The organism is Lentzea sp. NPDC036949 (assembly GCF_055608075.1).
The window spans coordinates 443,462-467,714 of record NZ_JBVJRA010000007.1 but is presented as its reverse complement, the minus strand read 5'-3'; the positions used below and the strand labels follow the sequence as shown (position 1 = coordinate 467,714).

The 24,253-nt window shown below is 71.2% G+C and carries 25 protein-coding genes; 11 read left to right on the top strand and 14 right to left on the bottom strand.

Annotation, left to right across the window (positions count from 1 at the left end):
• Positions 1 to 58: 58 nt before the first annotated feature.
• On the top strand, positions 59 to 1,483 hold the full coding sequence (eat, locus tag ACZ7CD_RS22595) for an ethanolamine permease (protein ID WP_470379623.1): 1,425 nt from the start codon (positions 59 to 61) through the stop codon (positions 1,481 to 1,483).
• Between the two features lie 36 nt (positions 1,484 to 1,519).
• Here eat and ACZ7CD_RS22590 read toward each other — a convergent pair whose 3' ends face one another.
• The 3 genes from ACZ7CD_RS22590 to ACZ7CD_RS22580 are packed head-to-tail and all read right to left on the bottom strand — an operon-like array spanning position 1,520 to position 3,958.
• Positions 1,520 to 2,164 carry a response regulator transcription factor gene (locus ACZ7CD_RS22590; protein WP_360391653.1) on the bottom strand — a complete coding sequence of 215 codons (645 nt, stop codon included), beginning with the start codon at positions 2,162 to 2,164 and terminating at the stop codon, positions 1,520 to 1,522.
• Entirely contained in the window at positions 2,152 to 3,288 is a 1,137-nt protein-coding gene (locus ACZ7CD_RS22585) for a sensor histidine kinase (protein ID WP_470379622.1), read from the bottom strand. The genes ACZ7CD_RS22590 and ACZ7CD_RS22585 overlap by 13 nt, the downstream gene beginning before the upstream one ends.
• 16 nt (positions 3,289 to 3,304) lie before the next feature.
• On the bottom strand, positions 3,305 to 3,958 hold the full coding sequence (locus ACZ7CD_RS22580) for a DedA family protein (protein WP_470379621.1): 654 nt from the start codon (positions 3,956 to 3,958) through the stop codon (positions 3,305 to 3,307).
• A 177-nt stretch (positions 3,959 to 4,135) separates the two neighbouring features.
• Here ACZ7CD_RS22580 and ACZ7CD_RS22575 point away from each other — a divergent pair, with 177 nt between their 5' ends.
• Entirely contained in the window at positions 4,136 to 4,999 is an 864-nt protein-coding gene (locus ACZ7CD_RS22575; RefSeq protein WP_360391660.1) for a 3-hydroxybutyryl-CoA dehydrogenase, read from the top strand.
• 128 nt (positions 5,000 to 5,127) lie between these two features.
• On the opposite strand, the gene ACZ7CD_RS22570 is transcribed toward ACZ7CD_RS22575, so the two are convergent.
• The 9 genes from ACZ7CD_RS22570 to ACZ7CD_RS22530 all read right to left on the bottom strand — a co-directional run bounded on the left by ACZ7CD_RS22570 (position 5,128) and on the right by ACZ7CD_RS22530 (position 13,708).
• Entirely contained in the window at positions 5,128 to 5,709 is a 582-nt protein-coding gene (locus tag ACZ7CD_RS22570) for a GTP-binding protein (RefSeq protein ID WP_458431151.1), read from the bottom strand.
• A complete protein-coding gene (locus tag ACZ7CD_RS22565) occupies positions 5,690 to 6,055 on the bottom strand; it encodes a DUF742 domain-containing protein (protein ID WP_360391665.1) in 366 nt (121 codons plus the stop codon). Before ACZ7CD_RS22565 ends, ACZ7CD_RS22570 begins: the two co-directional genes overlap by 20 nt.
• Positions 6,055 to 6,489: a roadblock/LC7 domain-containing protein gene (locus ACZ7CD_RS22560; protein WP_360391668.1), complete on the bottom strand. Its 435-nt coding sequence runs from the start codon at positions 6,487 to 6,489 to the stop codon at positions 6,055 to 6,057. The genes ACZ7CD_RS22565 and ACZ7CD_RS22560 overlap by 1 nt, the downstream gene beginning before the upstream one ends.
• Positions 6,486 to 8,861 carry a sensor histidine kinase gene (locus ACZ7CD_RS22555; RefSeq protein ID WP_470379620.1) on the bottom strand — a complete coding sequence of 792 codons (2,376 nt, stop codon included), beginning with the start codon at positions 8,859 to 8,861 and terminating at the stop codon, positions 6,486 to 6,488. The genes ACZ7CD_RS22560 and ACZ7CD_RS22555 overlap by 4 nt, the downstream gene beginning before the upstream one ends.
• Before the next feature lie 210 nt (positions 8,862 to 9,071).
• A complete protein-coding gene (locus tag ACZ7CD_RS22550; RefSeq protein ID WP_470379619.1) occupies positions 9,072 to 9,980 on the bottom strand; it encodes an NHL repeat-containing protein in 909 nt (302 codons plus the stop codon).
• A gap of 105 nt (positions 9,981 to 10,085) precedes the next feature.
• The gene (locus ACZ7CD_RS22545) at positions 10,086 to 10,919 is read right to left on the bottom strand and encodes a helix-turn-helix transcriptional regulator (protein WP_360391676.1); all 834 of its coding nucleotides are present in this window, start codon (positions 10,917 to 10,919) and stop codon (positions 10,086 to 10,088) included.
• 119 nt (positions 10,920 to 11,038) lie between these two features.
• Positions 11,039 to 11,809, bottom strand: a complete 771-nt coding sequence (locus ACZ7CD_RS22540) for a hypothetical protein (RefSeq protein WP_470379618.1) — start codon at positions 11,807 to 11,809, stop codon at positions 11,039 to 11,041.
• Positions 11,810 to 11,861: 52 nt separating this feature from the next.
• Positions 11,862 to 12,176, bottom strand: coding sequence for a hypothetical protein (locus tag ACZ7CD_RS22535; RefSeq protein ID WP_360391682.1), 315 nt, complete (start codon positions 12,174 to 12,176; stop codon positions 11,862 to 11,864).
• 92 nt (positions 12,177 to 12,268) lie between these two features.
• The gene (locus ACZ7CD_RS22530) at positions 12,269 to 13,708 is read right to left on the bottom strand and encodes a PucR family transcriptional regulator (RefSeq protein WP_470374507.1); all 1,440 of its coding nucleotides are present in this window, start codon (positions 13,706 to 13,708) and stop codon (positions 12,269 to 12,271) included.
• Positions 13,709 to 13,847: 139 nt separating this feature from the next.
• Here ACZ7CD_RS22530 and uraH point away from each other — a divergent pair, with 139 nt between their 5' ends.
• The 9 genes from uraH to ACZ7CD_RS22485 all read left to right on the top strand — a co-directional run bounded on the left by uraH (position 13,848) and on the right by ACZ7CD_RS22485 (position 22,310).
• The gene (gene uraH / locus ACZ7CD_RS22525) at positions 13,848 to 14,150 is read left to right on the top strand and encodes a hydroxyisourate hydrolase (protein WP_360391687.1); all 303 of its coding nucleotides are present in this window, start codon (positions 13,848 to 13,850) and stop codon (positions 14,148 to 14,150) included.
• Positions 14,151 to 14,152: 2 nt separating this feature from the next.
• A complete protein-coding gene (locus ACZ7CD_RS22520) occupies positions 14,153 to 15,010 on the top strand; it encodes an FAD binding domain-containing protein (RefSeq protein ID WP_458431147.1) in 858 nt (285 codons plus the stop codon).
• Positions 15,001 to 15,462, top strand: coding sequence for a (2Fe-2S)-binding protein (locus tag ACZ7CD_RS22515; protein WP_360391693.1), 462 nt, complete (start codon positions 15,001 to 15,003; stop codon positions 15,460 to 15,462). Before ACZ7CD_RS22520 ends, ACZ7CD_RS22515 begins: the two co-directional genes overlap by 10 nt.
• Positions 15,459 to 16,811, top strand: coding sequence for an 8-oxoguanine deaminase (locus ACZ7CD_RS22510; RefSeq protein ID WP_470379617.1), 1,353 nt, complete (start codon positions 15,459 to 15,461; stop codon positions 16,809 to 16,811). The genes ACZ7CD_RS22515 and ACZ7CD_RS22510 overlap by 4 nt, the downstream gene beginning before the upstream one ends.
• The gene (locus tag ACZ7CD_RS22505; protein WP_470379616.1) at positions 16,808 to 18,994 is read left to right on the top strand and encodes a xanthine dehydrogenase family protein molybdopterin-binding subunit; all 2,187 of its coding nucleotides are present in this window, start codon (positions 16,808 to 16,810) and stop codon (positions 18,992 to 18,994) included. Before ACZ7CD_RS22510 ends, ACZ7CD_RS22505 begins: the two co-directional genes overlap by 4 nt.
• Positions 18,995 to 19,013: 19 nt before the next feature.
• Complete coding sequence (locus ACZ7CD_RS22500) at positions 19,014 to 19,475, top strand: nucleoside deaminase (protein ID WP_360391703.1); 462 nt, start codon at positions 19,014 to 19,016, stop codon at positions 19,473 to 19,475.
• Positions 19,476 to 19,579: 104 nt separating this feature from the next.
• Positions 19,580 to 20,983, top strand: coding sequence for an NCS2 family permease (locus ACZ7CD_RS22495; protein WP_470379615.1), 1,404 nt, complete (start codon positions 19,580 to 19,582; stop codon positions 20,981 to 20,983).
• A 36-nt stretch (positions 20,984 to 21,019) separates the two neighbouring features.
• Complete coding sequence (locus ACZ7CD_RS22490; protein ID WP_470379614.1) at positions 21,020 to 22,096, top strand: XdhC family protein; 1,077 nt, start codon at positions 21,020 to 21,022, stop codon at positions 22,094 to 22,096.
• Entirely contained in the window at positions 21,981 to 22,310 is a 330-nt protein-coding gene (locus ACZ7CD_RS22485) for an allophanate hydrolase-related protein (protein ID WP_458434353.1), read from the top strand. The genes ACZ7CD_RS22490 and ACZ7CD_RS22485 overlap by 116 nt, the downstream gene beginning before the upstream one ends.
• Before the next feature lie 162 nt (positions 22,311 to 22,472).
• On the opposite strand, the gene ACZ7CD_RS22480 is transcribed toward ACZ7CD_RS22485, so the two are convergent.
• Entirely contained in the window at positions 22,473 to 23,096 is a 624-nt protein-coding gene (locus ACZ7CD_RS22480; RefSeq protein WP_360391714.1) for a response regulator transcription factor, read from the bottom strand.
• Positions 23,093 to 24,253 carry a sensor histidine kinase gene (locus ACZ7CD_RS22475; protein ID WP_360391717.1) on the bottom strand — a complete coding sequence of 387 codons (1,161 nt, stop codon included), beginning with the start codon at positions 24,251 to 24,253 and terminating at the stop codon, positions 23,093 to 23,095. Before ACZ7CD_RS22475 ends, ACZ7CD_RS22480 begins: the two co-directional genes overlap by 4 nt.

Below are 24,253 nucleotides of genomic sequence, written 5' to 3'. Positions count from 1 at the left end.
ACCGCCGGGTGATGAGCGCCACCCTCAACCACTGCTTAAAGGACTAATGGGAGTCCATATGGCCAAGCATGTCGAGTACGAGAAGGTGAGCAGCGACTACCTGGAGCACCGGCAGCTGAAGCGAGGGGCGGCGGGCTGGGTCCTGCTCGCCGGGCTGGGTGTCTCGTACGTGATCTCCGGTGACTTCGCCGGGTGGAACTTCGGCCTCGCGCAGGGCGGCTGGGGCGGGTTGCTCGTCGCCACCGTCCTGATGGCCACGATGTACACGTGCATGGTGTTCGGCCTGGCCGAGCTCGCCTCCGCACTCCCCGTCGCCGGTGCGGGCTACGGCTTCGCACGGCGCGCGCTCGGCCCGTTGGGCGGCTACGCAACGGGTATCGCGATCCTCATCGAGTACGCCATGGCGCCCGCGGCGATCTCGGTGTTCATCGGCGACTACGTCAAGGCGCTCGGCCTGCTCGACGCGACGTGGCCGGTGTACCTGGCGTGCTACGTGGTCTTCGTGGGCATCCACCTGTACGGCGTGGGCGAGGCGCTGCGGCTGATGTTCGTCATCACCGGTGTCGCCGTGGTCGCGCTGGTGGCGTTCGTGGCGGGCATGATCCCGAAGTTCGACTCCGCGAAGCTGTTCGACATCGGCGACGGCTCGTTCCTGCCGATGGGCGTCACGGGGGCGTGGGGCGCGATCGTGTTCGCGATCTGGTTCTTCCTGGCGGTGGAAGGGGTTCCGCTCGCCGCGGAGGAGGCCCGCGACCCCAAGCGCGACATGCCGCGCGGCATCATCGCCGCGATGATCGCGCTGCTGGTGTTCGCGGCGGCGATCCTGCTCGTCGCACCGGGCGGCGCGGGCGCGAACGCGCTGAAGGAGTCGGGCAACCCGTTGCCGGAGGCGGTGCGCGCGGCCTACGGCGGGGACACCTTCCTGGCACAGCTCGTGAACTACGTCGGCCTCGCCGGTCTGGTGGCGTCGTTCTTCTCGATCATCTACGCCTACTCGCGGCAGCTGTTCGCGTTGTCGCGCGCCGGGTACCTGCCGCGCTGGCTGTCGAAGACCGGCAAGCGCAAGACGCCGTACCTCGCGTTGATCGTGCCGGGCACCATCGGTTTCGTCCTGGCCACCACGATGAAGACGGTCGACCCGGTGAACGGCGGCGCGCGGATCATCAACATCGCGGTGTTCGGCGCGGCGCTGTCGTACGTGCTGATGATGGTGTCGCACATCGTCCTGCGGAAGACAGCACCGGACCTGCCGCGGCCCTACCGGACCCCCGGTGGCACCGCGACCACCGGTGTGGCGCTGGTGCTGGCGGTCGCGGCGGTCATCGCGACGTTCTTCGTGGACGAGGTCGCGGCGGGTGTCACCGCGGGCATCGTGCTCATCGCGGTGGCGTACTTCTGGTTCTACAGCCGGCACCACCTCGTGGCGAACGCGCCGGAGGAGGAGTTCGCCGCCATCGCCAAGGCGGAGGCGGAGCTGGATTAGGGCCTGGGCCGGCCGCCGCGCGGTTTCGTGCGGCGGTCAGCCCTGCAGGTAGCGCACGATCGCGAGCACCCGCCTGCTGTAGGCGGCGCTGTCGGTGAGGCCGAGCTTCTCGAAGATCGCGTTGATGTGCTTCTCCACGGCGCTGCGCGAGATGCTGAGCGCCTGGCCGATGCCGGGGTTGCTGTGCCCCTGCGCCATCTTCTCCAGCACGTCGCGTTCTCGCGCGGTCAGTCCGGCCAGCGGGTCGGCGTGCGCGCTGCGGGTGATCAGCGCGCGGACCACGTCCGGGTCGAACGCCTCGCCGCCGGCGGCCACCCGTTCCAGCGCGCCGAGGAACTCGCCGACGTCCATCACCCGGTCCTTGAGCAGGTACCCGACGCGGCCACCCCCGGTGGTGATCAGCTCGGTCGCGTAGCGCTTCTCGACGTACTGCGACAGCACCAGGACGGCGACCTCCGGCCAGCGCCGGCGGATCTCCAGCGCCGCCCGCAGCCCCTCGTCGGTGTGGCCGGGCGGCATCCGCACGTCGGTGAGCACCAGGTCGGGCCGGTGCTCCTCGGTCCGCTCCAGCAACGCGGTGGCGTCACCGACGGCGGCCACCACCTCGTGCCCCTCCTCGGCCAGCAGGCGGACCAGGCCCTCGCGCAGCAGCGTCGAGTCCTCGGCGATCACGACGCGCACGGCAGCTCCGCGGTGATCACGGTCGGGCCACCGGGCGGACTGTCCACTGTGAACACCCCGTCCACCGCGGCCACCCGCCGCGCCAGTCCGGACAGCCCGCTGCCCGCCGGGTCGGCGCCACCCGCGCCGTCGTCCTCGATCCGCACGACGACCATGCTGCCCCGCCTGCTCACCGACAGGTCGATCCGGGTGGCGCCGGCGTGCTTGCCGACGTTGGTGACGGCCTCGGAGGCGACGAAGTACGCGGGCACCTCGACGGTGCCGGGAGGGCGTTCGGTGAGCGCGTAGCGCAGGCGCACCGGAACGCCGGCGCGTTCGGCCAGCGACTCCAGTGCCGCGTGCAGCCCGCCGCTGTCCAACCCGGCCGGGTACACCCGCCAGCTCACCTCGCGCAGCTCCAGCAGCACCCGTCCGGCCTCCTCGCGGGCCTGCTCCAGCAGTTCCGGCGCCTGGTCGGCACGGCGGCTCGCGCGGCCCAGCAGCACGCCCAGCGCGACCACCCGCTGCTGCACGCCGTCGTGCAGGTCGCGTTCGATGCGCCGGCGCTCCTCGGTGATCGCTTCGACCACCTCCGCGCGGCTCACGGTCAGCTCGGAGACCCTGCGCCGCAACACCTCCTGCGCGGTCGGGCCGAGGAAGTGGCGCGCCAGCCCGAGGTCGAGGCGCTCCACACCGAGCAGCGCCTGCACCGTCATGAACACCAGCAGCGTGCCGAACAGCACGAACGTGATCGGGTCGTACCAGCTCATCCGGCTCGGGCTGCCCGTGCCGAAGACCATCTGCCACACCATGACCGCGGCCGTGCCGGCACCGAGGACGACCAGCAGCAGCACGCCCGCGCCGAGCCCGCCGACGAGCCAGCGCACACCCAGGTACCGCAACGCCCGCCGGCCGGTGAAGTCCCCCGCGCTGCCCTGCCCGTGGAAGCGCTCGATCCGCCGGCCCTCGAACTCGGCGAGCACCCTGGCCGTCGTGAACACCGCTGGTCGCGCGGACCTCACCCCCAGCAGGGCCGCGGCGCAGACCACGAAGGCGAGCTCGGCGAACGCGGACGCTCCCCCGACCGCCAGCCCGGCCGTCCGGCGCGCGGCACGGCGCAGCAGCCCACCGCGGTCGAACAGCACCCCGGCAGCGTAGCCGTCACCGGGCACGCGCCGACCGCCGTTCCCGCAGGCGGATGACCACGAACCACCCGGCGGCCAGCACGACCGCCGCGAGCACGGCCTTCTGGAACACCCCGGCGTACTCGTCGACCAGGTACCAGTTCGCGCCGAGCAGGTACCCCGCGCCCACGAACACCGTGTTCCAGATCAGGCTGCCCAGCGTGGTCAGCAGCAGGAACTTCGCGAAGCCCATCCGCTCCACTCCCGCGGGCAGCGAGATGAAACTGCGGAACAACGGCACCATGCGCCCGAAGAAAACCGCTTTCGCGCCGTGTTCGGCGAACCACTTCTCGGTCCGGTCGAAATCGGAGACCTGCACGAGCGGGATCTTCGCGACGAGGGTGCGGGTGCGTTCGCGGCCGAGCAGCATTCCGGCGAGGTACACGACGACCGCGCCCACGACGGAGCCGACCGTGGTCCAGAAGAACGCCTCCCCCAGGCTGAACACGCCCCTGGCCGCGGAGAAACCCGCCAGTGGCAGGACGATCTCGCTCGGGATGGGCGGGAAGAGGTTGTCCAGGCCGACCACCACGGCAGCGCCCACGCCGCCGAGCGACTCCATCAGGCCCACGGCCCACCCGGCGAGTCCGCCGACCGGTTCGTGGGCGGTGGGCGCGACAACTGAGAACATCGAACTCCCCCAATTCCTTTTCGGTGAGCTCGATCTTTTCAACTCCTTTTTCCGGTCACCATGAGGAAGACCGTTCGTTTTGTGGTGCTCGTCCGCAGCTGCGGAACTGCGGAGGACCACACCCCCGTCCGGACCAGCACCACCTCGTTTCGAGCCGGTCGTGGCAGGATCGGGCCCGTGAGTGACATTCAACGTGTGGGAGTCGTCGGTTCCGGCCTCATGGGCTCCGGGATCGCCGAGGTGAGCGCTCGTGCGGGGCTCGACGTCATCGTCGTCGAGGTCAACGCGGGTGCGGCCGAGGCAGCGCAGGGGCGGATCGCCTCGTCGCTGGCCAGGGGCGTGAAGTCGGGCAAGCTGACCGAGGACGACCGGGCGGCCGCGCTGGGGCGGATCCGGTTCACCACGGACATCGGCGACTTCGCCGACCGGCAGTTCGTGGTCGAGGCGGTCGCGGAGAACGAGCAGGTCAAGACCGAGGTCTTCGCCGCGCTCGACAAGGTCGTGACGGACGAGGACGCGATCTTCGCCTCCAACACGTCATCGATCCCGATCATGAAGCTCGGCATGGCCACCAACCGGCCGGAGCACGTCATCGGCGTGCACTTCTTCAACCCGGTGCCGGTGCTGAAGCTCGTCGAGATCGTGCCGTCGCTGCTGACCGGCGCCGCTACGCAGGAGCGCGCCGAGGCGTTCGTGCGCGGCACCCTGCACAAGGAGGTCATCCGCTCGCAGGACCGCGCCGGCTTCGTGGTCAACGCGCTGCTGATCCCCTACCTGCTCTCCTCGATCCGCATGCTGGAGTCCGGGTTCGCCTCGGCCGACGACATCGACAACGGCATGGTGCTCGGCTGCGCCCACCCGATGGGGCCGCTGCGGCTGACCGACCTGATCGGCCTCGACACCACGAAGGCCATCGCCGAGTCGATGTACGAGGAGTTCAAGGAGCCGCTGTACTCGCCGCCGCCGCTGCTGCTGCGCATGGTGGACGCGGGGCTGCTGGGCAAGAAGTCCGGCCGCGGGTTCCACAACTACGCCCGGTAGAACGCACGCGGGGACCTTTCGTACTCTCAGAGGGTACGAAAGGTCCCCGCGTGCGTTCGCAGGCAGGGGGCGGGGTGCCGGTGTTGCGGAGGCCGGGCTTGCTGTCCTCCGCACTGACGAGCTGACCCTCAGGCCGGCGCCAGGCGGTTCATCGAGTGCTGGATCAGGCCGACCAGCACCGCCTTCGACGACTCGCGGTCGCGGGCGTCGCACAGCAGCACCGGGATCGCGTCGTCGAGGTCGAGGGCGTGGCGCACCTCGTCCACGGTGTAGAGCTGCCCGCCGTCGAAGCAGTTGACCGCCACGATGAACGGGATGCCGCGGTGCTCGAAGAAGTCGATGGACGGGAACGACGAGTCGAGCCGGCGGGTGTCGACCAGCACGACGGCGCCGATCGCCCCGTGGGCCAGCTCGTCCCACATGAACCAGAACCTGTTCTGGCCGGGCGTCCCGAACAGGTAGAGCACCACGCTCGCGTTGATCGTGATGCGGCCGAAGTCGAGCGCCACCGTCGTGGTGTTCTTGCCCTCGATGCCGGCCAGGTCGTCGACGTGCACACCGGCCTCGGTGAGCAGCTCCTCGGTCTTCAGCGGCGGGATCTCGGAGACCGACGAGACCATGGTGGTCTTGCCGGTGCCGAAACCGCCCGCGATGACGATCTTGACCGAGGTCGGCACGGTCAGCTGGTCGTCAGATCCCACGAACACCATCCAGTACGGCCTGCAGGAGATCCCGGTCGGGAACTCGCGGTGCGGAGTTCTGCACGATCACGTCGCCGCGCTCGATGAGGTCCGAGAGCAGCACCTTGACCACGACGAGCGGGACGTCGAGGTAGGCGGCCACCTCGGCGACCGACAGCGGGCGCACGCACAACGACATGATCTCGCGATGCTCGACCGTCAGCGACGTCTGGTCGGACGCAAACGAGGACGTGCGGACCTGCGTCACGAGGTGCAGGTCCGGCGCGTTCGGCCGGGTGCGGCCGCGCACCATGGCGTAGGGCCGCACCAGCGGCCCCGCGGCCTCGTCGTACCACCAGTCCTCGCGGGAGGACATCAGCGGGACTCTCGTGCCGAGGGCACGGGCGCCGTTTCTGCGCGGGGGGCCGACGAGAGGTACGTGCCCACCCGTTTCACCAGCATGTTCATCTCGTAGGCGATCATGCCCATGTCCGCGTCCTCCTCGCCGAGCAGCGCGAGGCACGCACCGTGCCCCGCCGCCGTGACGAACAGGTAGGCGTGCTCCATCTCGACGATGGTCTGCCGCACCGCGCCACCGCCGAAGTGGCGCCCAGTGCCGCGGGCGAGCGACTGGAACGCCGACGCCATCGCCGACAGGTGCTCCGAGTCGTCGCGGGAGAGCCCGGCCGAACGGCCGAGCAGGAGTCCGTCGGCGGACAGCACCACCGCGTGCCGCGCGCCGACCACCCGCTGGATCAGGTCCTCCAGCAGCCAGTTGAGCTCACCGTGCTGGCTGGTCTTGTCCTTCATGACGAGGGGGCTCCTTCTGATCTCCAGTCGTCGGTCAGCCGGGCGTCACGGGTGCCGCGCTGGAACGCGGCGAGCCCGTCACGGGTCCGCTCGGCCGACCTTTCGCCGGTCACCGGCTCAGCATGCGGCACCTCGCCCGGTTGCACGAGCTGCGGCGCCAGGTTCTGCCGCTTCTTCCTGCGGGGAAGCGCAGGCTTCCCGTCCGGGGCCGGTTCCGGGGTACCCGGTTGCGGCGCCGTCTGTTCCGGCGCCACCGGACCACCCGCTTCGGGAACGGACGGGACGGGCCGCGGGTTCACGAGCGCCTCCGCCACCTCGTCCGGCGCCGCCGCGCTCACCGTCCTCTGCGGCAGCCTGACCGGGAAGCTCGGGTGTTCCTCGGCGTGGCCGTGGTGCTGGTCGTGGAACGACCGCACCGGCATCTGCGTGGTCTCGCTGATGTCGCCCGCGGTGTTGTGCGGCGCCACCAGCTGCGGCGGCAGCACGCACAGCGCGACCGTGCCGCCGTAGGGCGAGTCGCGCAGCTCCACCTTGATGCCGCGGCGGGCGGCGAGCCGGGCGACGACGAAGAGGCCCAGCCGCGACTCGCCGCGGAACGCCATGGTCTCGAAGTCCGGCGGGTTGGAGAGCTTCGCGTTGGCCTGCAGGCGTTCTTCCCGCGTCATGCCGAGCCCGTGGTCCTCGATCTCGATCACGATGCCGTGCGGCGCGGCGTTCGAGTGGACGACGACCTCGGAGCGCGGCGAGGAGAACGCCGTGGCGTTGTCGACGAGCTCGGCGAGCAGGTGGATGGTGTCGGCGACGGCCACGCCCACGAGCGCGCGGTCGGGCACCGGGTTGACCTTGACCCGGACGTACTGCTCGGTCTCGGCGACGGCGGCGCGCAGAACGTCGCTCAGCCGCACCGGCTTGCGCCACTGCCTGCCGGGCTGCTCACCGGCGAGGATGATCAGGTTCTCGGCGTTGCGGCGGGCGCGGGTGGCGAGGTGGTCGAGCTGGAACAGCGAGTCGAGCTGGTCCGGGTTCTCCTCCTCGCGCTCCAGCTTGTCGAGGATCTTGAGCTGGCGGTGCACGAGCCCCTGGTTGCGGTGCGCGATGTCGAGGAACACCCGGTTCACGCCCTCGCGGGCCTGCGTCTCCTTCACCGCGGCCGCGACCGCCGTGTACTGGGCGGTGTTGAACGCGTCGGCGACCTGGCCGATCTCGTCGTTGCCGTAGTCCAGCGGCGGCATGTCGCGGTGGACGTCGACCTGCTCGCCCCCGCGCAGGCGGGCCACGATGTGCGGCAGCCGTTCCTGCGCCAGTCGCAGCGTGTCCTCCCGCAGCGAGGCGAGCCGCGTGACCAGCGCCCGGCTCACCAGCCGGTGGGAGATGCGCAGCGCGAGCACGATGCCGACGACGACCGCGAGCAACGCGATCAGGCTGCCGACGAGCACGGCGGTCAACCGGTTGCCGGCCTTCTCCAGCCCCAGGTTCGTCGCGTCCTCCGCCTGCCGGACGGCGATGGCGACGAGCCGCTCGTGCACCGGACCGGCAGCGGCCCGCCACTGCTGGTCGCTGACGGCGGTGTCGCCGTTGATGATGCGGCCCTCGAGGTCGGTCAGCGCGCGGTACTCGGAGCTGGTGCGCAGCGCGTCGTACTGCAGGCGGGGCTGCTCCAGCGCAAACGGGATCGTGGCGTCGACACCGGAGTGGTAGGCGCCGACCAGGCGGGCGAACTCCACGCGCTCCGCGGGCGTGAACGACCGGTTGAGCAGGCCGCGGGAGCCGACGGTGGCGGCGCGGGACATCCAGTCGGCGGACTGGAAGATCGTGACGGCCTGCACGGTGGACTGGCCGGCCTCGGCGTCGGGCACCTGCCGCGCCTGCCGGGAGAACAGCGCGACGCCCGCGTCGACGAGACCGTTGTAGTAGTCGTAGACCTCCTGCGGGTTGCCGGTGCCCGACTCGACCCGCGAGCGGTGCTGCCCGAGCTCGTCCAGCGCGGTGGTGAGCGCGGTGACCCGGTCGATGACGTCCTGCGGCGCGCCGTCGGTCAGGTCCGCGAACGCCGCTTTCATCCTGGTGACGGACTCGTCGGTCTCGGCCTGCTGCTGCCGCAGCGCGCTCGCGTCGGTGCCGCCGGCCTTGCTGAGCAGCACGAGGCTCAGCCGGCGTTCCTGCTGGAGGCCGACGAACGCCTGCACGGACGGGATCGTCACGTCCTTCACCTCGGCCGCGGCGGAGCGCATGTGGAAACCGTCGAAAACGGTGTACGAGGAGAAGACCGCCCACATGACCAGCAGGACGACGCTGGGAACGACGACCACTCCGGCCAACCGCGACCTAATGGTCCGGTAGTCGGTCGGTGCGTAGCCGCTCTTCTCGTTCACAGCGCTCTTCGTCTCCATGTGTCCCACGGCTAGCGCTGCGGGTTATCCACGTCACTCCTTCGGCTGCAAAATGGTAACAAGAAAAGATCTTCGTCACCGAATGGCAGCGATCACCTGCTGTACGCGGTCAGCAGGCTACCCAGTCAGGTGACTGCCGCAACACCCAGTCCGGGGGTTCTTGCCCTGCGAGAACCCCCGGACGGCCTAGTTCTACGGGCGGGTCACGGAGACCACGTCGTAGGTGGTCTCCGGCGTGGGCGGGGTCGTGAACCGGGCGTTCGGCAGGTACAGGCGCTTTCCGAACGCGGCCACCGTGGTCGGCACGTCGAACCGCGCGTCAGTTCGTTCCGCGGCCAGCGTCGCGCCATCACGGCTGAGCGTGTAGCGCGCGACTTTGTTCAAGCGGTTTTGCACCACGTACAACTGACGTCCCTCACGCAACAGACCGTCACCATTGGTGAGTGTTTGACCGTTCAAATCGATGCCGGTGGTCTTACCGGTGCGCGGGTCGACGCGGAACAGCATTCCGGTGTTGCTCTGGACGACGATCAGGCCGCCGTCGAGTCCGGTCACGATGCCGTTCAGGTTCGTCGCGCCGGGGGTGACGACGAGGTCACCGGTGAGGTCGAGCGTCGAGTGCGGCGTGAGGCTCAGCGGCACCTGGTACAGCACCGCCTTGCGCGAGTCGGTGAACCACGCCGACTTGTCCGTGAGTATGACGTCGTTGACGAACGTGTCCGCGGTGGCGAACTGGAACTTCGCCAGCAGCGCACCCGTGCGCGTGTCATAGACCCGTGCGTCGCCACCGGCACCGCCCGCGACCCACAGCCGTTTGCGCTCGTCGACCTTCATGCCGAGCGAGGGCGTGCCGGGTCCCTTGGCCAGCACCGCGCCCTTGCCGGTCCGCAGGTCGGCCGCGTAGATGGAGCCGTCGGCCCGCGAACCGAAGTAGGCGGTGGTCCCGGCGATCGCGATGCCCTCGGGCTGCCACCCGGCGGGCAGGGAGAACTCCGCCGGGAACCGCCCGTGCTGCCCGGACGCGTCTGCGGTGGCCGGCGCGGCAGCGGTGAGCGTGACGCCCAGAATCGCCGCGAACAGGACACCGAATCTGCGGTACATGCCGCCTCCTGGAGTCGGGGTGGGGTGCGTCCCGATCCTGTCGCAGGTCAGCAGCTGATCCGGACTTTTCTCAGCAACCCGACATCACCGCTGGTGGGGCGTGCTTCACAGCTCCGCCGCCGCCTCCGCGATCAGCTCCAGCGACTCGCCCTCCCCCAGCGCGAGGTCGCTCACCGCCCCGAACCTCCGCGCACACCCCTCGGTCTGCACGGGGTCCTCGACGTACGTCCCCTGGACGAACGTCTCGAAGTACGCCACGTCGTTGTGCTGGCGGTGCGCGAAGCTGAGCAACGTGAACGGCGTGCCCATCGCCGGGTGTGCGCCCGCGCTGTGCGGCACGATCCGCAGCGACACCCCGTCCAGCTCGCTCAGCTCCATCAGGTGCAGCAGCTGCGCCTTCATCACCCGCGGGCCGCCGACCACGGGCCGCAGCACCGGTTCGGCGAGGACCGCCTGCACCCGCAACGGGTCGCGGCCACCGACGCGGCTCGTCCACGCCTCCCGCGCCGCCGCCTGGTGCTCGGCGCGCGGCGGGTCGTGGTGCAGCACGGCCCTCGCGTAGTCGGCGAGCTGGAACAGGGGTGGGACGAGGTCCGTCGTGAACGTCCGCAACACCGTTGCCTCGAACACAAGATTCGCGAAGTCGGCGGCCGGGTCGAACAACGGCGCATTGTCGAGCGCGCGCACCTGTTCCGCATACTGCGCCTGTCGCACCACGGCCTGCCATTCCTCGGACGGCAGTTGGTACACGTATCCGAGCGCCATGATGTCGAGCACCGCGGAGGGCTGCACGGCGTTCTCCATCATCGACAGCTTGGCGCTGCTGAAGCCCACCCGCTGCCCGGCCTCGGTCAGGCTGAGCTGCCGCTCGTCCCGCCACCCTGCCAGGCGCCGGCCGATGGCGCGTTCGAGGGTCGTGGCCCGGAAATCCTTCGGCATGCCGCGAAGGATAAGACCGAATCGGATTCCCGAATGGGCCACCCGCTGTGGACAACCGTTAAATGGCCGACCTGTTCCTTCACTGATGAGCAATGCCGTTAGATCGCGTCGAAAGACATTTAACTCGCATGGCGTTTTGCGCGCGCATGGGCACGCACGAGGTCATGGAAGCGGAACGCGTCGTCGCCCACTTCGGTCAGCAATGCCTTCTCGACGAGGTCGTCCAGCGCGTCCTCGACGTCGCACTCGGACTCGCCGGCGATCGCCGCCGCCTCGGGCACGTCGAAGTGGGCGCCGGGGTGCCACGCGCACAGCCGGTACAGGCGGGCCTGCCGTTCCGGGAGCTCCACGTAGGACAGGTCGAGCAGGGGCGGGAGGCTGCCGTCCTCGTCGGTCAGCGGGTCGAGCTCGACCACGGGCGCGTCGAGGTCCAGCGGTGCGCGGCTCGTCACGAGGACCGTGCCGCGGGCAGGCAGGAACGGCCGCACCTGCTCGGCGCTGCTCGCGTTGTCGAGCAGCAGGGTGATCCTCTGCCGCAGCACGATCGACCGGAACGCCGCCGAGCGGTCGGCGCGGTCGACGTGGGTGAGCCGCAGTGCGCGCAGCAGGCGGCCGAGCCGGACCTCGACCGGTTCGCGCACGGTCAGGTCGACGTGCAGCTGGTCGCCGCTGCCGCGGTCGCGCAGCCACTTCAGGGCCAGCGCGGTCTTGCCCACGCCGGCAGGGCCGCTGATGACCGTCACCCCGTTGGGCCGCAACTGTTCGAGTTCTCCCGCGCGCCCGACGAAGTGCTTCGGCGGCGCCGGTGGCCGCAACTGCGCCGGAATGCCGTGCGAACCGCGGGAACGAACCTCGCCGGCAGCGTTCCTACCAGCCACAACGTCACTCATCACCGGTAACCTCCCCGAGTAGGTGAAGCTACGGTCTTTCGCACCGCTTACATCAGACGGCCATCGAGTGATCGCACGCGAGCGCGGCACCGGAGGCGGAGGTCGCGGTCTTGACCTGGCGGCCGTTGATGATGATCTTGCAGGTCAGCTCGCCCCGCACGCCCTCCAGCCGCACCACGAACCGGCCCTTGCGCGCTCCCCTGCGCTGCCACGGCACGTCCGGGTTCTTGAGGGTCCGCTCGTCCTCGCCGGGGAACATGTACGTGAGCTGGTCGGCGGTTCCCGTCCCCTCCACGACCAGCCGGGCGTCGGTGGTGGCCGAGCAGCCGCTCATCAGCACCAGCACGGCGACCACGACGATCCTCATGTCCGGGAACGGTAGGAAACGCGGGTGTCCGGCGGCATCAGCCTGAAGGCTCGACCGGGATCAGCCGTCAGACTGACAACGCGACACGGGTTCTAGTGCGTTTGCAGTGCCAGGAACAGGTCTACGCGGGACTCGAACTCGGTCAGGTCGACGCCGAGCAGCTCCTCCACCCGGCCCACCCGGTACCGCAGCGTGTTGACGTGCACGTGCAGCTTCTGCGCCGCCGTCGTCCACGAACCGCCGCAGCCGAGGAACACCCGCAGCGTCCCGGCCAGGTCGGACCCGTGCTCGGCGTCGTAGTCGAGCACCGGGCCGAGGAGCCTGCGCCGCAACGAGGACCGCAGCTCCTCGGGCACCCCGGCGAGCAGCAGCTGGTGCAGGGCGATCTCCTCGCCCGCCACCACGCACGTGCGGCCGCCGCGCCGTTCGCCGAGCCGGCGGGCGTGGGTCGCCTCCTCGGCCGCGCCGCGCAGGCCTCGTGCGGTGACCGGGGAGCTGATGCCGACGAGCACGCGGGACGAGCCGAGGCCGGGTTCCACGACCCTCAGCGCCTCGCGCACCTCGGCGGGCACCGAGTCATCGGCTTTCGCGACGGCGTAGACGGTGTCGCCGACCGGGGTGACGAGCGCCTGCGGCAGCGCCTCCTCCAGCACGGCGGCGGCGAGGTCGGCGCGCTGGTCCCCGGTGACCGCGCACAGGACGCGCAGCGGGGTGTTCTCCAGACCGGCGGCGGCGAGGCGGGAGTCGAGGTCGGGTGCGCCGGTGAGCACGGCGGTCAGCAGCGGTGCCGCGGTGCGGTTCTCGATCCGGCGGCCCTGGGCCTGGCGCAGGCGTTCGAGTGCGACGAGCGAGGCGAGCTCGGCGGCGGCCTCCGGCTGCGGTTCGCCGGCGACGACGAGGATCCAGCTGGTGAGCCGGGTGCCGCCGCGTTCGGAGACGGGCACGAGCGTGGTGCCCCTGACCGCCTTCGGCAACCGGTCGGCCTGCAGGAACTCCTTCACCAGTGCCACCCGGTCCGGCAGCTCGCCGCCCGCGACGACCCGGCCGGTCGTGGACAGCACCCAGCAGCGGGCGCGGAGCTCGTGGCTGCCCGCGGTCAGCAGCGCGGGCAGTCCGGCGCCCTCCGCGACGACGTTCAGCAGGCGCCGGTGGCGGCTCAGGCCGACGAGCTCCGTCGACACGCGTTCGGTGATCGTCGCGAACGACAGGTCGACGGGGACCTCCAGCAACGGCACGCGGTGGCGTTCGCAGGCGGTCACGAGGTCGGCGGGCAGCTGCCTGTCCTCGGTCTCGCTGGCGGCGAGGCCGGCGACGTCCGCGGCGGCCAGTGAGCGGACGAACGTCTCGGAGTCGCGCGGGCCGTGGTGCCACAGCAGCCCGGACAGCACCAGCTCACCGCCGGAGAGGTACCGGCTGGGGTCGGGCAGCTCCGTTCCGTACACGCGGGTGACCGCGCGGTCGAGCTGGTCCGCACCGGTCCGCAGGCTCAGCCGCAGTTCCGTCATGCCGAGCAACGTCCGCAGCAGCAACATGGGGTGTCACTCTCGTCCATCCGGGTTTGTAGGAAAGCACAAATTCGTTACCTCCAGGAGTCCTCGGATTCATGTGCCACGCCGTAGCTGCCTGTACCACTGAGTCTGTGTACTGGCTCACAACCGGAGGGGAGGGCGAGTGACGATCTCCACGCACGTGCTGGACGCGGCCCGCGGAAGGCCGTTCGCCGGCATCGCCGTGTCGCTGCAGCGCCGAGACGGGACCGAGGTGGCCGCCGCCGAGACGAACGCGGACGGCCGGGTCACCGGGTGGGGTGACGGCCTGGAGGCCGGGGTGTACCGGCTGGTGTTCGACACGGCGCAGGCCGCGCCGTTCTTCCCCGAGGTCGTGCTCACGTTCGACTACTCCGACCCGGCGCAGCACTACCACGTGCCGCTGCTCCTCTCGCCGTTCGCCTACTCCACCTACCGAGGTAGCTGACGATGGACTTCCTCCGACCGGCCACGCTCGCCGAAGCGCTGGAACTGAAGGCCGCGCGCCCCGACGCCGTGCCGATCGCCGGTGGCACGGACGTGATGGTGGAACTGAACTTCGACCACCGCAGACCGGCCGCGCTGCTCGACCTGACGCGCGTCGAGGAGCTGCGCACGGTCACCGAGGCGCGGATCGGCTCCGGGGTGCCGTACGCGCGGATCATCGACGAGCTCGGGACCACGCACCCCGGGCTCGCGATGGCGTCGCGGACCGTCGGTTCGCCGCAGATCCGCAACCGCGGCACGGTCGGCGGCAACCTGGGCGCCGCCTCGCCCGCCGGGGACACGCACCCGGTGCTGCTGGCGTCGGACGCGGTGGTCGAGGTGGCCTCCGCACGCGGCACGCGGATGATCCCGGCCGCCGAGTTCTACCTGGGGGTCAAGCGGAACGCGCTGGAGCCGGACGAGCTGATCGTGGCCGTGCACCTGGCCCCTGCGCAGGGGCCGCAGCAGTTCTCCAAGGTCGGCACGCGCAACGCCATGGTGATCGCGGTGTGCTCGTTCGCGATCTCGCTGTTCCCGGCGGAGAACCGGGCCGGCGCCGCGGTCGGGTCGGCGGCGCCGACACCGCGGCGGGCGCACGAGGCGGAGGAGTTCCTGGCCGCCGAGCTGGACTTCTCCTCTCCGGCGCCGCTGCTGGACTCGGTGAAGCGGCGGTTCGGGGAGCTGGTGGCGACGGCGGCCGCGCCGATCGACGACGTGCGCGGGTCGGCGGAGTACCGCAGGCACGCGCTGGCCGTGCTGGCACGCAGGACGCTGGGCTGGGTGTGGCAGGAACTCTTGGACGGGGAACAGGCATGCGCGTGAACCTGACGGTCAACGGCGAGCAGCGCCAGGCCGACGACGTGTGGGAGGGCGAGTCGCTGCTGTTCCTGCTGCGCGAGCGCCTCGGGCTGCCCGGCTCGAAGAACGCCTGCGAGCAGGGTGAGTGCGGTTCGTGCACGGTGTACCTGGACGGCGCGCCGGTGTGCGCGTGCCTGGTCGCGGCCGGACAGGCGCAGGACCGGGAGGTGCGCACGGTCGAGGGCCTCGCCGACGGTGACCGGCTCGACCCGGTGCAGGAGGCGTTCGTCGAGGCGGGCGCGGTGCAGTGCGGGTTCTGCACGCCCGGTCTCGTGGTCCAGGCGCACGACCTGCTCGACCGGGTGCCGAACCCGTCCGACCCGGAGATCCGGGAGGCGCTGGCCGGGAACCTGTGCCGCTGCACGGGGTACGAGAAGATCCTGGACGCCGTGCGGCTCGCGGCGGCCCGCCGATGATCGTCCTGGACCGCTGCGCGGTGTCCACTGTGGACGAGGCCGGGACCGAGCACGCGTCCGGGCACGTCGTCGTCGAGAACGGGCGGATCAAGGCCGTCGGCTCCGGTCCCGCACCGCGGCCGGCTGAGCCGCACACGTACGTGGACGCGTCGTCGTGCCTGGTCACACCGGGTCTGATCAACACCCACCACCACCTGTACCAGTGGGCGACGCGGGGCCTCGCGACCGACGCGACGCTGTTCGAGTGGCTGACCGCGCTCTACCCGGTGTGGCGCGGGCTGGACGACACCGTGACGCACGCGGCGGCGTCGGCCGGGCTCGCGAAGCTGGCGCTGACCGGCTGCACGCTCGCCGCCGACCACCACTACGTCTTCCCCTCCGGTGGCGGGGACGTGTTCGACGCGCTGGTGTCGGCGGGGCGGCGGATCGGCATCCGGCTGGAGGCGGTCCGCGGGTCGATGGACCGGGGCGAGTCCTCCGGTGGCCTGCCGCCGGACAACCTGGTCGAGGAGACCGAGGCCGCGTTGGCCGCCACGGAACGCGCGATCGGCGCCTACCACTCGACCGCGGACGACGCGCTGGTCCGCGTGGCCGTGGGGCCGTGCTCGCCGTTCTCGGTGTCGAAGGAGCTGATGACCGGGGCGGCCGCGCTGGCTCGGCGGCACGGCGTCCGGCTGCACACGCACCTCGCCGAGACGCTGGACGAGGAAGAGCAGTGCCTGGCGGAGAACGGCTGCACGCCGACCGAGTACGCCGAGCAGCTCGGCTGGCTGGGACCGGACGTGTGGCTCGCGCACACCGTGCACCTCAACGCCGACGCGGTGAAGCGGCTGGGCGCGACCTCGACGGGGTCGGCGCACTGCCCGACGTCCAACGGCCGGCTGGGCACCGGGATCGCGCCGGTGCGGGACCTGCTCGACGCGGGTGCGCCGGTCGGTCTCGGGGTCGACGGCGCGGCGTCCAACGAGGACGGTGGCCTGGTCGTCGAGCTGCGGTCGGCGCTCTACCAGGCACGGCAGCGCGGCGGGCCGGGTGCGCTCGACGCCCGCAAGGCGTTGTGGATGGGCACGATGGGCGGCGCGCAGGTGCTCGGCAGGGCCGGCGAGCTGGGTTCGATCGAACCGGGCAAGGTGGCGGACCTCGCGGTGTGGGACCTGTCCGGACTGGACCACGCGGGCATCGCGGACCCGGTGGCGGCACTGGTGCTGGGCCCGCCGCCGCCGGTGAAACTGCTGGTCGTGGGCGGAGAGGTCGTGGTGCGGGACGGGGTCCTGCTCACGGCGCCGACCGACGAGCTGGCGCGGGACCTCGCCGCGGCCGGCACCAAGCTCCAGGAGGCAGCGCGATGACCCTCACCCCCACCGAGCTCACCTCCGCGGTCTCGGGTGGCATCGGCACGTCACCGCAACGCCCGGACGGCAACCTCAAGGTGCGCGGCGAGTTCGCGTACGCGTCGGACCTGTGGCACGAGGACATGATCTGGGGCGCGACCCTGCGCTCACCGCACCCGTACGCCCGCATCACGTCGGTGGACCTCACCGAGGCCTTGAAGGTACCGGGCGTGTACGCGGTGCTCACGCACTCGGACGTGCCGGGCCGCAACCTGTACGGGCTGGAGCACAAGGACCAGCCGGTGCTGGCCGTGGACGTCGTGCGCTACCAGGGTGAACCGGTCGCGCTGGTCGGCGCGGACCACCCGGAGACCGCGCTGCGGGCGATGAAGAAGATCGTCGTCACCTACGACGTGCTGGCACCCGTGGTGGACATGGAGACCGCGGTCGACGACACCCCGCTGCACCCCGGCGGGAACCTCGTGCGGCACGTGCCGATCCGGCGCGGCGCGCAGGACGTCACCGCGGACGTCGTGGTCACCGGCCGGTACGAGGTCGGCATGCAGGACCAGGCGTTCCTCGGGCCGGAGTCCGGGCTCGCGGTGCCGGCGACCGACGGCTCGGTCGACCTGTACATCGCGACGCAGTGGCTGCACGTCGACCGCGCGCAGATCGCGTCCGCGCTGGGACTGCCCGAGGAACAGGTGCGGCTGACGCTGTCCGGCGTCGGTGGCGCGTTCGGTGGCCGCGAGGACCTGTCGATGCAGGTGCACGCGTGCCTGCTCGCGTTGCACACCGGCAAGCCGGTCAAGATGGTCTACAACCGCGAGGAGTCGTTCTACGGGCACGTGCACCGGCACCCGGCCGTGCTGTACTACGAGCACGGCGCCGACCGCACCGGCAAGCTGGTCTACGTCCGCACGAAGATGTACCTCGACGGCGGCGCGTACGCCTCCTCGACCCCCGCTGTCGTGGCCAACGCGGCGACGCTGGGCGTCGGGCCGTACGAGGTCGACAACGTGACGGTCGACGCGTACGGCGTCTACACGAACAACCCGCCCTGCGGTGCGATGCGCGGGTTCGGTGCCGTGCAGGCGGGTTTCGCCTACGAGTCCCAGATGGACAAAGTGGCAGAGGCGCTGGGGATGTCGCCGGTCGACATCCGCGTGCGCAACGCGATGACCGAGGGTTCGGTGATGCCGACCGGGCAGGTCGTCGACTCGGCGGCACCGGTCGCGCAGCTGCTGAAGCTGGTGCAGGACAAGCCGTTGCCGGCCGGGAGGTCGGCCGACATCCGCGAGCTGCCCGGCGGTGTCTCGAACACCACGCACGGCGAGGGCGTCGTGCGCGGCGTCGGTTACGCCGTCGGCATCAAGAACATCTGCTTCTCCGAGGGCTACGACGACTACTCGACCGCGCGGGTGCGCGTCTCGATGGTGAACGGTTCGCTGGTCGCCGCCGTGCACACCGCGGCGTGCGAGGTCGGCCAGGGCCTGGTGACGATCATGCAGCAGATCGTGCGGACCGAGCTCGGCATCGAGACCGTGACCGTGCTGCCGATGGACACCACGATCGGCAACGGCGGTTCCACGTCCGCGTCCCGCCAGACGTACGTGACCGGGGGCGCGGTCCGTGCCGCGTGCCTGGCCGTGCGCGACAGGCTCGGCGACCGCGCGGACATCGGCGACGAGGTCATCGACGAGACGGTCGAGTGGCGGCACCGCGCCACCGAACCGCTCGACCCCGAGACCGGCCAGGGCAACGCGCACGTGCAGTACGGGTTCGCCGCCCACCGCGCCGTCGTGGACGTGGACGTCGAGCTCGGACTCGTGCGCGTGGTGGCACTGGACTGCGCCCAGGACGTCGGCAAGGCGCTCAACCCGCAGGCCGTCGTCGGGCAGATCCAGGGCGGGTCCGCGCAGGGCCTCGGCCTCGCCGTGATGGAGGAGATCCAGACCTCCGGCGGCAAGGTGCGCAACCCGTCGTTCACCGACTACCTCATCCCGACCGTGCTCGACATGCCCCCGATGAGCATCGACGTGCTCGAACTGGCCGACCCCCACGCCCCGTACGGCATCCGTGGAGTCGGCGAACCGCCCACCATCTCGTCGACCCCGGCGATCGTGGCGGCGATCCGCGCGGCGACCGGCCTGGCGCTCACCCGCGTCCCGGTCCGCCCGGAACACCTCACCGGTACCTGAGTTCCTGGAGTTCGTTGCTGTGAACGCACATCTGCTCGCCACCATCGACCTGGCCACCCGCAACGTGGCCGCCGGCGGTGGCCCGTTCGGCGCGATGATCGTCCGCGCCGGCCAGGTCGTCGCCACCGGCGTCAACCAGGTCACGCCCACGCTCGACCCCACCGCCCACGCCGAGGTCGTCGCGATCCGCGCTGCCTGCCGGGTGCTCGGCGACTTCAAGCTCACCGGCTGCACGCTGATCTCGTCGTGCGAGCCGTGCCCGCTGTGCCTCTCGGCCGCTTTGTGGGCCCGCGTGGACCGCGTCGTGTACGCCGCTGACCGGGACGACGCCGCCGCGGCCGGGTTCGACGACCGCGAGTTCTACGAGCTGTTCAGCAGGTCCCGCGACGAGTGGGACCTGCCGGTGCACCAGATCTCCACGGGCGAGGACACCGCCCCGTTCACCGCCTGGACGTCACTCGCGACCCGAATCGACTACTGAGCTCGACCACCAGGGCCACAAGCCTGCTATTCGCTGACCGGAGCTTGCATCGCTCAATTGCGTTCCGGCGCTGGAACGCGCCCACCGGCATGGGAAAGGCCGTCATGACCCAGTTACGGACGCGGCAGTCGTCCGCCTTCGACCAGTTCTTCCGCATCACCGAACGCGGCAGCACGGTCAGTCGCGAGGTCCGCGGTGGCATCACGACGTTCGTCGCGATGTCGTACATCGTCCTGCTCAACCCGCTGATCCTCGGTGCCTCCGCCGACATCACCGGCGTCAAGCTCACCACCGCCGAGATCACCACGGCCACCGCGCTCGCCGCCGGTGTGATGACCGTCCTCATGGGACTGGTCGGCAACGCACCGCTGGCGATCGCGGCCGGCCTCGGCGTGAACGGCGTGGTGGCGTTCCAGATGGCACCGGCCATGACGTGGGCGCAGGCCTTCGGGCTGGTGGTGCTGGAGGGCGTGTGCATCGTGGTCATGGCGGCCTCCGGTGTCCGCGAGCGGATCATCAACGCGATCCCGGAACCGTTGAAGATCGCGATCACCGTGGGCATCGGGCTCTACATCGCGCTGGTGGGACTGGTGTCCGCGGGGTTCGTGACCCGCACGCCGGACGCCGCCGGCTCGACCGTGCCCGTGCGGATGGGCGTCGACGGCCACCTCAGCGGCTGGCCGATCGCGATCTTCTGCCTCGGGCTGCTGCTGATGATCGTGCTGATGGCCCGCGGGGTGCCCGGCGCGGTGCTGATCAGCATCGTGGTGGCGACGGTCGTGGCGGTCGTCGTGAACTCCGCGTTCACCGTGCCGAACTGGGGACTCGTGACACCGAGGCTGCCCTCGTCGGTCGTCGGGCACCCGGACTTCGGGCTGTTCGGCCGGATCGACCTGTTCGGCGGGTTCGTGTCGGCGGGCGTGATCGCGGCGACGATCTTCCTGTTCACGCTGGTGCTGTCCGGTTTCTTCGACGCCATGGGCACCATCACGTCGGTGGCGGACGAGGCGGGCCTCACCCGTGACGGCCGCGTGGAGGGGATGGGCAGGATCCTCGTGGTCGACGGCGCCGGCGCGATCGCCGGTGGTGTCACGGGATCGGCACCGAACACGGTGTTCCTGGAGTCGGCGGCGGGCGTCGGCGAAGGCGCCAGGACCGGCCTGGCCTCGGTGGTCACCGGCGGGCTGTTCCTGGTGGCACTGCTGTTCACGCCGCTGGCGACCGTGGTGCCCGCCCAGGCCGCGGCACCGGCGCTGGTGGTGATCGGCGGGCTGATGATGACCCAGATCCGCCGCATCCCCTGGCAGGAGGCGGACTTCACCATCCCGGTGTTCCTGACCGTCGCGGTCATCCCGTTCACCTACTCGATCACCAACGGCATCGGCGCCGGCCTCGTGTCCTACGTGGTGCTGCGCATCTGCAAGGGCCGCTGGCCGGGCTGGCTGATGACCGGTCTCGCGCTGATGTTCGCCGTGTACTTCGGCGTGGACGTGATCACCGGCAAGTGACGCTCGGGCGGCCGGGCGACCGTGTGGGGAGGTTCGATGCGTGAGCTCGCTTCGACTTTGCTGTCGTGGGACCGGTTCGCGGTCGCCTCGGTGGTGGCCGTGCGGGGCAGCGCGCCCCGTCCGGTCGGCGCCGCGCTGGCCGTCGGCCCGTCCGGTGAGGTCGCCGGCAGCGTGTCCGGCGGCTGCGTGGAGGCCGAGGTCTACGAGCTGGCGTGCGAGGTGCTGAGGACGTCCGTTCCCGCGTTCGCCACGTTCGGGTACTCCGACGACACGGCGTTCGCGGCCGGTCTGACGTGCGGCGGCTCGCTGGACGTCCTGGTGCAGCGCGACAACCCGTCGTTGCGGGCAGCGCTCCGGGCCTCGGTGGACGCCCTGCCGGTGTCGGTGCGGTTCTCGTTCGAGGACCGCGTGTTCACCGAGACCTGGCTGCCGCCGCCCCGGCTGCTGGTGTTCGGCGCCATCGACCACGCCGCCGCCGTGGCCGAGATCGGCCGGTTCCTCGGCTTCCACGTCACCGTGTGCGACGCCCGCCCCGTCTTCGCGACCCCCGAGCGCTTCCCCGCGGCGCACGAGGTCGTCGTCGACTGGCCGCACCGCTACCTCGCCTCGACCCGCACCGACGCGACCACCGCCGTGGTCGTGCTGACCCACGACCCGAAGTTCGACGTGCCGGTGCTGACCGAGGCCCTGTCCCGCCCGCTCGCGTTCGTCGGCGCGCTGGGTTCCCGTCGCACGCACCTGGAACGCCTCGACCGCCTGCGCGAGGCCGGTGTTCCCGCCGCGGCGCTGGCCCGCCTGCGGTCCCCGGTCGGTCTCGACCTGGGCGGCCGCACCCCGGCCGAGACCGCGGTGTCCATCGCGGCCGAGCTGGTGGCCCTGCGCCACGGCGGCACCGGCGCGCCCCTGTCCGACCTGACCACCCCGATCCACGAGGAGCGAGATGGCACTGATCTTCCTCAACGGCGGCGGCATGCGGGGCGGCCCGCTGCACTCCCAGCTGCAGGGCACGCCGATGGTGTGCCGAGCCCGCAGTGCCCCGAGGTACCGGTACTTCTCGGTGCGGGGGACGTTCCCCGCCATGCACGAGTCGGGCACGGCGGCGGTGGTCGGTGAGCTCTACGACCTGCCGCTGAAGGTCCTGCGCGACCACCTCGTCCCCGCGGAACCGCCGGAGCTGGAGATCGGCGTCATCGAGCTGGAGGACGGCAGCGCCGCCCTGGCCACCGTGCTGCGCGACGCGGTCGTCGACCCGTTGCTCCGATCGGGTGACATCGAGGACATCTCGTATCTCGGCGACTGGCGGGCCTTCTTACACGTCGAGGGGTGAGGGAGTGGCAAGGGGGAGTTGCCGCAGGCGGCGGGACCACCGACGGTGGTCCCGCCGCGGGGGGACGGCGACGCCGCTGCTCGACCGGGTCTGACCACCACCCAGACCCGGCACCACCGCTCGACCTCCTTCCGGCCGCACCCGCGACGGCTCGCCGCCGCGTCAGCGCCCGCGGCTGCTCAGCAGCCCTCGTTCGTACGCCACGGCGACAGCGGCCGCGCGGTCCGACACCCCCAGCTTCGCGTAGACGTGCAGCAGGTGCGTCTTCACCGTCGCCTCGGAGATGAACAGCGCCGCCGCCACCGCCCGGTTCGTCGACCCGCGCGCGACCAGGCCCAGCACGTCGAGCTCCCGCGCCGACAACGCCTCCGACGCCGGCTCCCGCACCTGCCCCAGCAACCGCGTCGCCACCGCCGGCGACAGCACCGCCTCCCCCGCCGACGCCGCCACGACCGCCCGGTGCAGCTCGTCGCGCGGGGTGTCCTTGAGCAGGTAGCCGGTGGCGCCCGCCTTGATGGCGGGCAGCACGTCGCGGTCGGTGTCGTAGGTGGTGAGCACCAGGATGCGGCAGGGGTGGCCGCGGAGGCGTTCGATGGCGGACAGCCCGTCGGAACCGGGCATCCGCAGGTCCATCAGCACCACGTCGGGCGAGAGCGCGCGCACCACGGCGACGGCCTCGTCCCCCGACGCGGCCTCGCCGACCACCTCGAACGACGGCGAGGCCAGCATGCCGCGCAACCCGTCGCGGACGACGGGGTGGTCGTCGACGATGACGAGGCGGATCACGCGGGCACCCGCGCCGAGATCGCGGTACCGGCACCCGGTTCCGACTCCACGTCGAGGTCGCCCGACAGCCGCGACACCCGGTGCCGCATCGCCGTCAGGCCGAACCCCGCGGAGGGCTCCGCGAGGTCGAAGCCGATGCCGTCGTCGCGCACGTCCAGGGTCACCACGTCCTCCATGTACGACAGGGTCAGGCCGACGCGCGAGGCCGAGGCGTGCTTCGCGACGTTGGCGAGGGCTTCCTGGGCGGTGCGCAGCAGGGCGACCTCCACCTCGGGGTGCATGGCGCGGGCGGAACCGGTGCAGGTCACCGCCACCGGGACGCCGTGCAGGACCGACCAGCCGGACGCGACCTCGCCCAGCGCCTCCGGCAGGGCGGCCTCCTCCAGCGCGGGCGGGCGCAGGGCGTGGACGGAGCGGCGGGCCTCGTCGAGGCCGGAGCGCGCCAGCGACACCGCCGTCGTGACGCGGTGTTCCCAGTCCGCGGGGGTGGCCGCGGACAGCTGCGTGACGATCCCGGCCAGGTCCTGGGCCAGGGTGTCGTGGATCTCGCCGGCCATGCGCTGGCGTTCGTCCTGCACGCCGGCCTCGTGCGCCTGCACCAGCAGCTGCGCCTGCAGCCCGGAGTTCTCGTCGAGGAGCACCTTGCGCAGCCGGGCCTGCTCGGTCGTCACGTGGCCGACGAACGTGAACACGGACGCCACCACCACGAACACGAGCAGCAGCAACCAGAACGCCGGCCGCGCCTCCGGTGGCGGGTAGCCGCCGAACAACGACAGGGTCGCCAGCACGGCCGTGCCCGCCGTCGCGAGGAACATCCAGCGCGGGCGCAGCAGCTCGCTCGCGAAGACGTACACCGCGTACGACACGGCGCCGAACCAGTGCTCGCGCATGCCGAGGACCGCGTAGAAGACGACCATGCCCGCCACGAACACGGCCATCAGCTCGGTCCGGCCGCGCCACTGCGGGTGCAGCGTGAACCACCACAGCATCCACGCGTACCCGAACGCCACGACGCCGTACGTGAACCAGCGCTCCGCCACCGGCTGCTCGGTGAAGATCGCGTACAGCGCGGTTGTCACGGTCAGCACGAAGTACGGGATCACGTGTGCGACGGAAGCGAGCCTGTGCTCCCACCTGTCCAGCGCGGCCTGGTCCAC

Excerpts from the sequence above, each read along its gene's own strand:
- eat (WP_470379623.1), top strand. The coding sequence starts at position 59 with ATGGCCAAGCATGTCGAGTACGAGAAGGTGAGCAGCGACTACCTGGAG.
- ACZ7CD_RS22580 (WP_470379621.1), bottom strand. The coding sequence starts at position 3,958 with ATGTTCTCAGTTGTCGCGCCCACCGCCCACGAACCGGTCGGCGGACTC.
- ACZ7CD_RS22570 (WP_458431151.1), bottom strand. The coding sequence starts at position 5,709 with ATGGTGTTCGTGGGATCTGACGACCAGCTGACCGTGCCGACCTCGGTC.
- ACZ7CD_RS22565 (WP_360391665.1), bottom strand. The coding sequence starts at position 6,055 with ATGTCCTCCCGCGAGGACTGGTGGTACGACGAGGCCGCGGGGCCGCTG.
- ACZ7CD_RS22560 (WP_360391668.1), bottom strand. The coding sequence starts at position 6,489 with ATGAAGGACAAGACCAGCCAGCACGGTGAGCTCAACTGGCTGCTGGAG.
- ACZ7CD_RS22550 (WP_470379619.1), bottom strand. The coding sequence starts at position 9,980 with ATGTACCGCAGATTCGGTGTCCTGTTCGCGGCGATTCTGGGCGTCACG.
- ACZ7CD_RS22545 (WP_360391676.1), bottom strand. The coding sequence starts at position 10,919 with ATGCCGAAGGATTTCCGGGCCACGACCCTCGAACGCGCCATCGGCCGG.
- ACZ7CD_RS22540 (WP_470379618.1), bottom strand. The coding sequence starts at position 11,809 with ATGAGTGACGTTGTGGCTGGTAGGAACGCTGCCGGCGAGGTTCGTTCC.
- ACZ7CD_RS22535 (WP_360391682.1), bottom strand. The coding sequence starts at position 12,176 with ATGAGGATCGTCGTGGTCGCCGTGCTGGTGCTGATGAGCGGCTGCTCG.
- ACZ7CD_RS22530 (WP_470374507.1), bottom strand. The coding sequence starts at position 13,708 with ATGTTGCTGCTGCGGACGTTGCTCGGCATGACGGAACTGCGGCTGAGC.
- ACZ7CD_RS22520 (WP_458431147.1), top strand. The coding sequence starts at position 14,153 with ATGGACTTCCTCCGACCGGCCACGCTCGCCGAAGCGCTGGAACTGAAG.
- ACZ7CD_RS22515 (WP_360391693.1), top strand. The coding sequence starts at position 15,001 with ATGCGCGTGAACCTGACGGTCAACGGCGAGCAGCGCCAGGCCGACGAC.
- ACZ7CD_RS22510 (WP_470379617.1), top strand. The coding sequence starts at position 15,459 with ATGATCGTCCTGGACCGCTGCGCGGTGTCCACTGTGGACGAGGCCGGG.
- ACZ7CD_RS22505 (WP_470379616.1), top strand. The coding sequence starts at position 16,808 with ATGACCCTCACCCCCACCGAGCTCACCTCCGCGGTCTCGGGTGGCATC.
- ACZ7CD_RS22495 (WP_470379615.1), top strand. The coding sequence starts at position 19,580 with ATGACCCAGTTACGGACGCGGCAGTCGTCCGCCTTCGACCAGTTCTTC.
- ACZ7CD_RS22490 (WP_470379614.1), top strand. The coding sequence starts at position 21,020 with ATGCGTGAGCTCGCTTCGACTTTGCTGTCGTGGGACCGGTTCGCGGTC.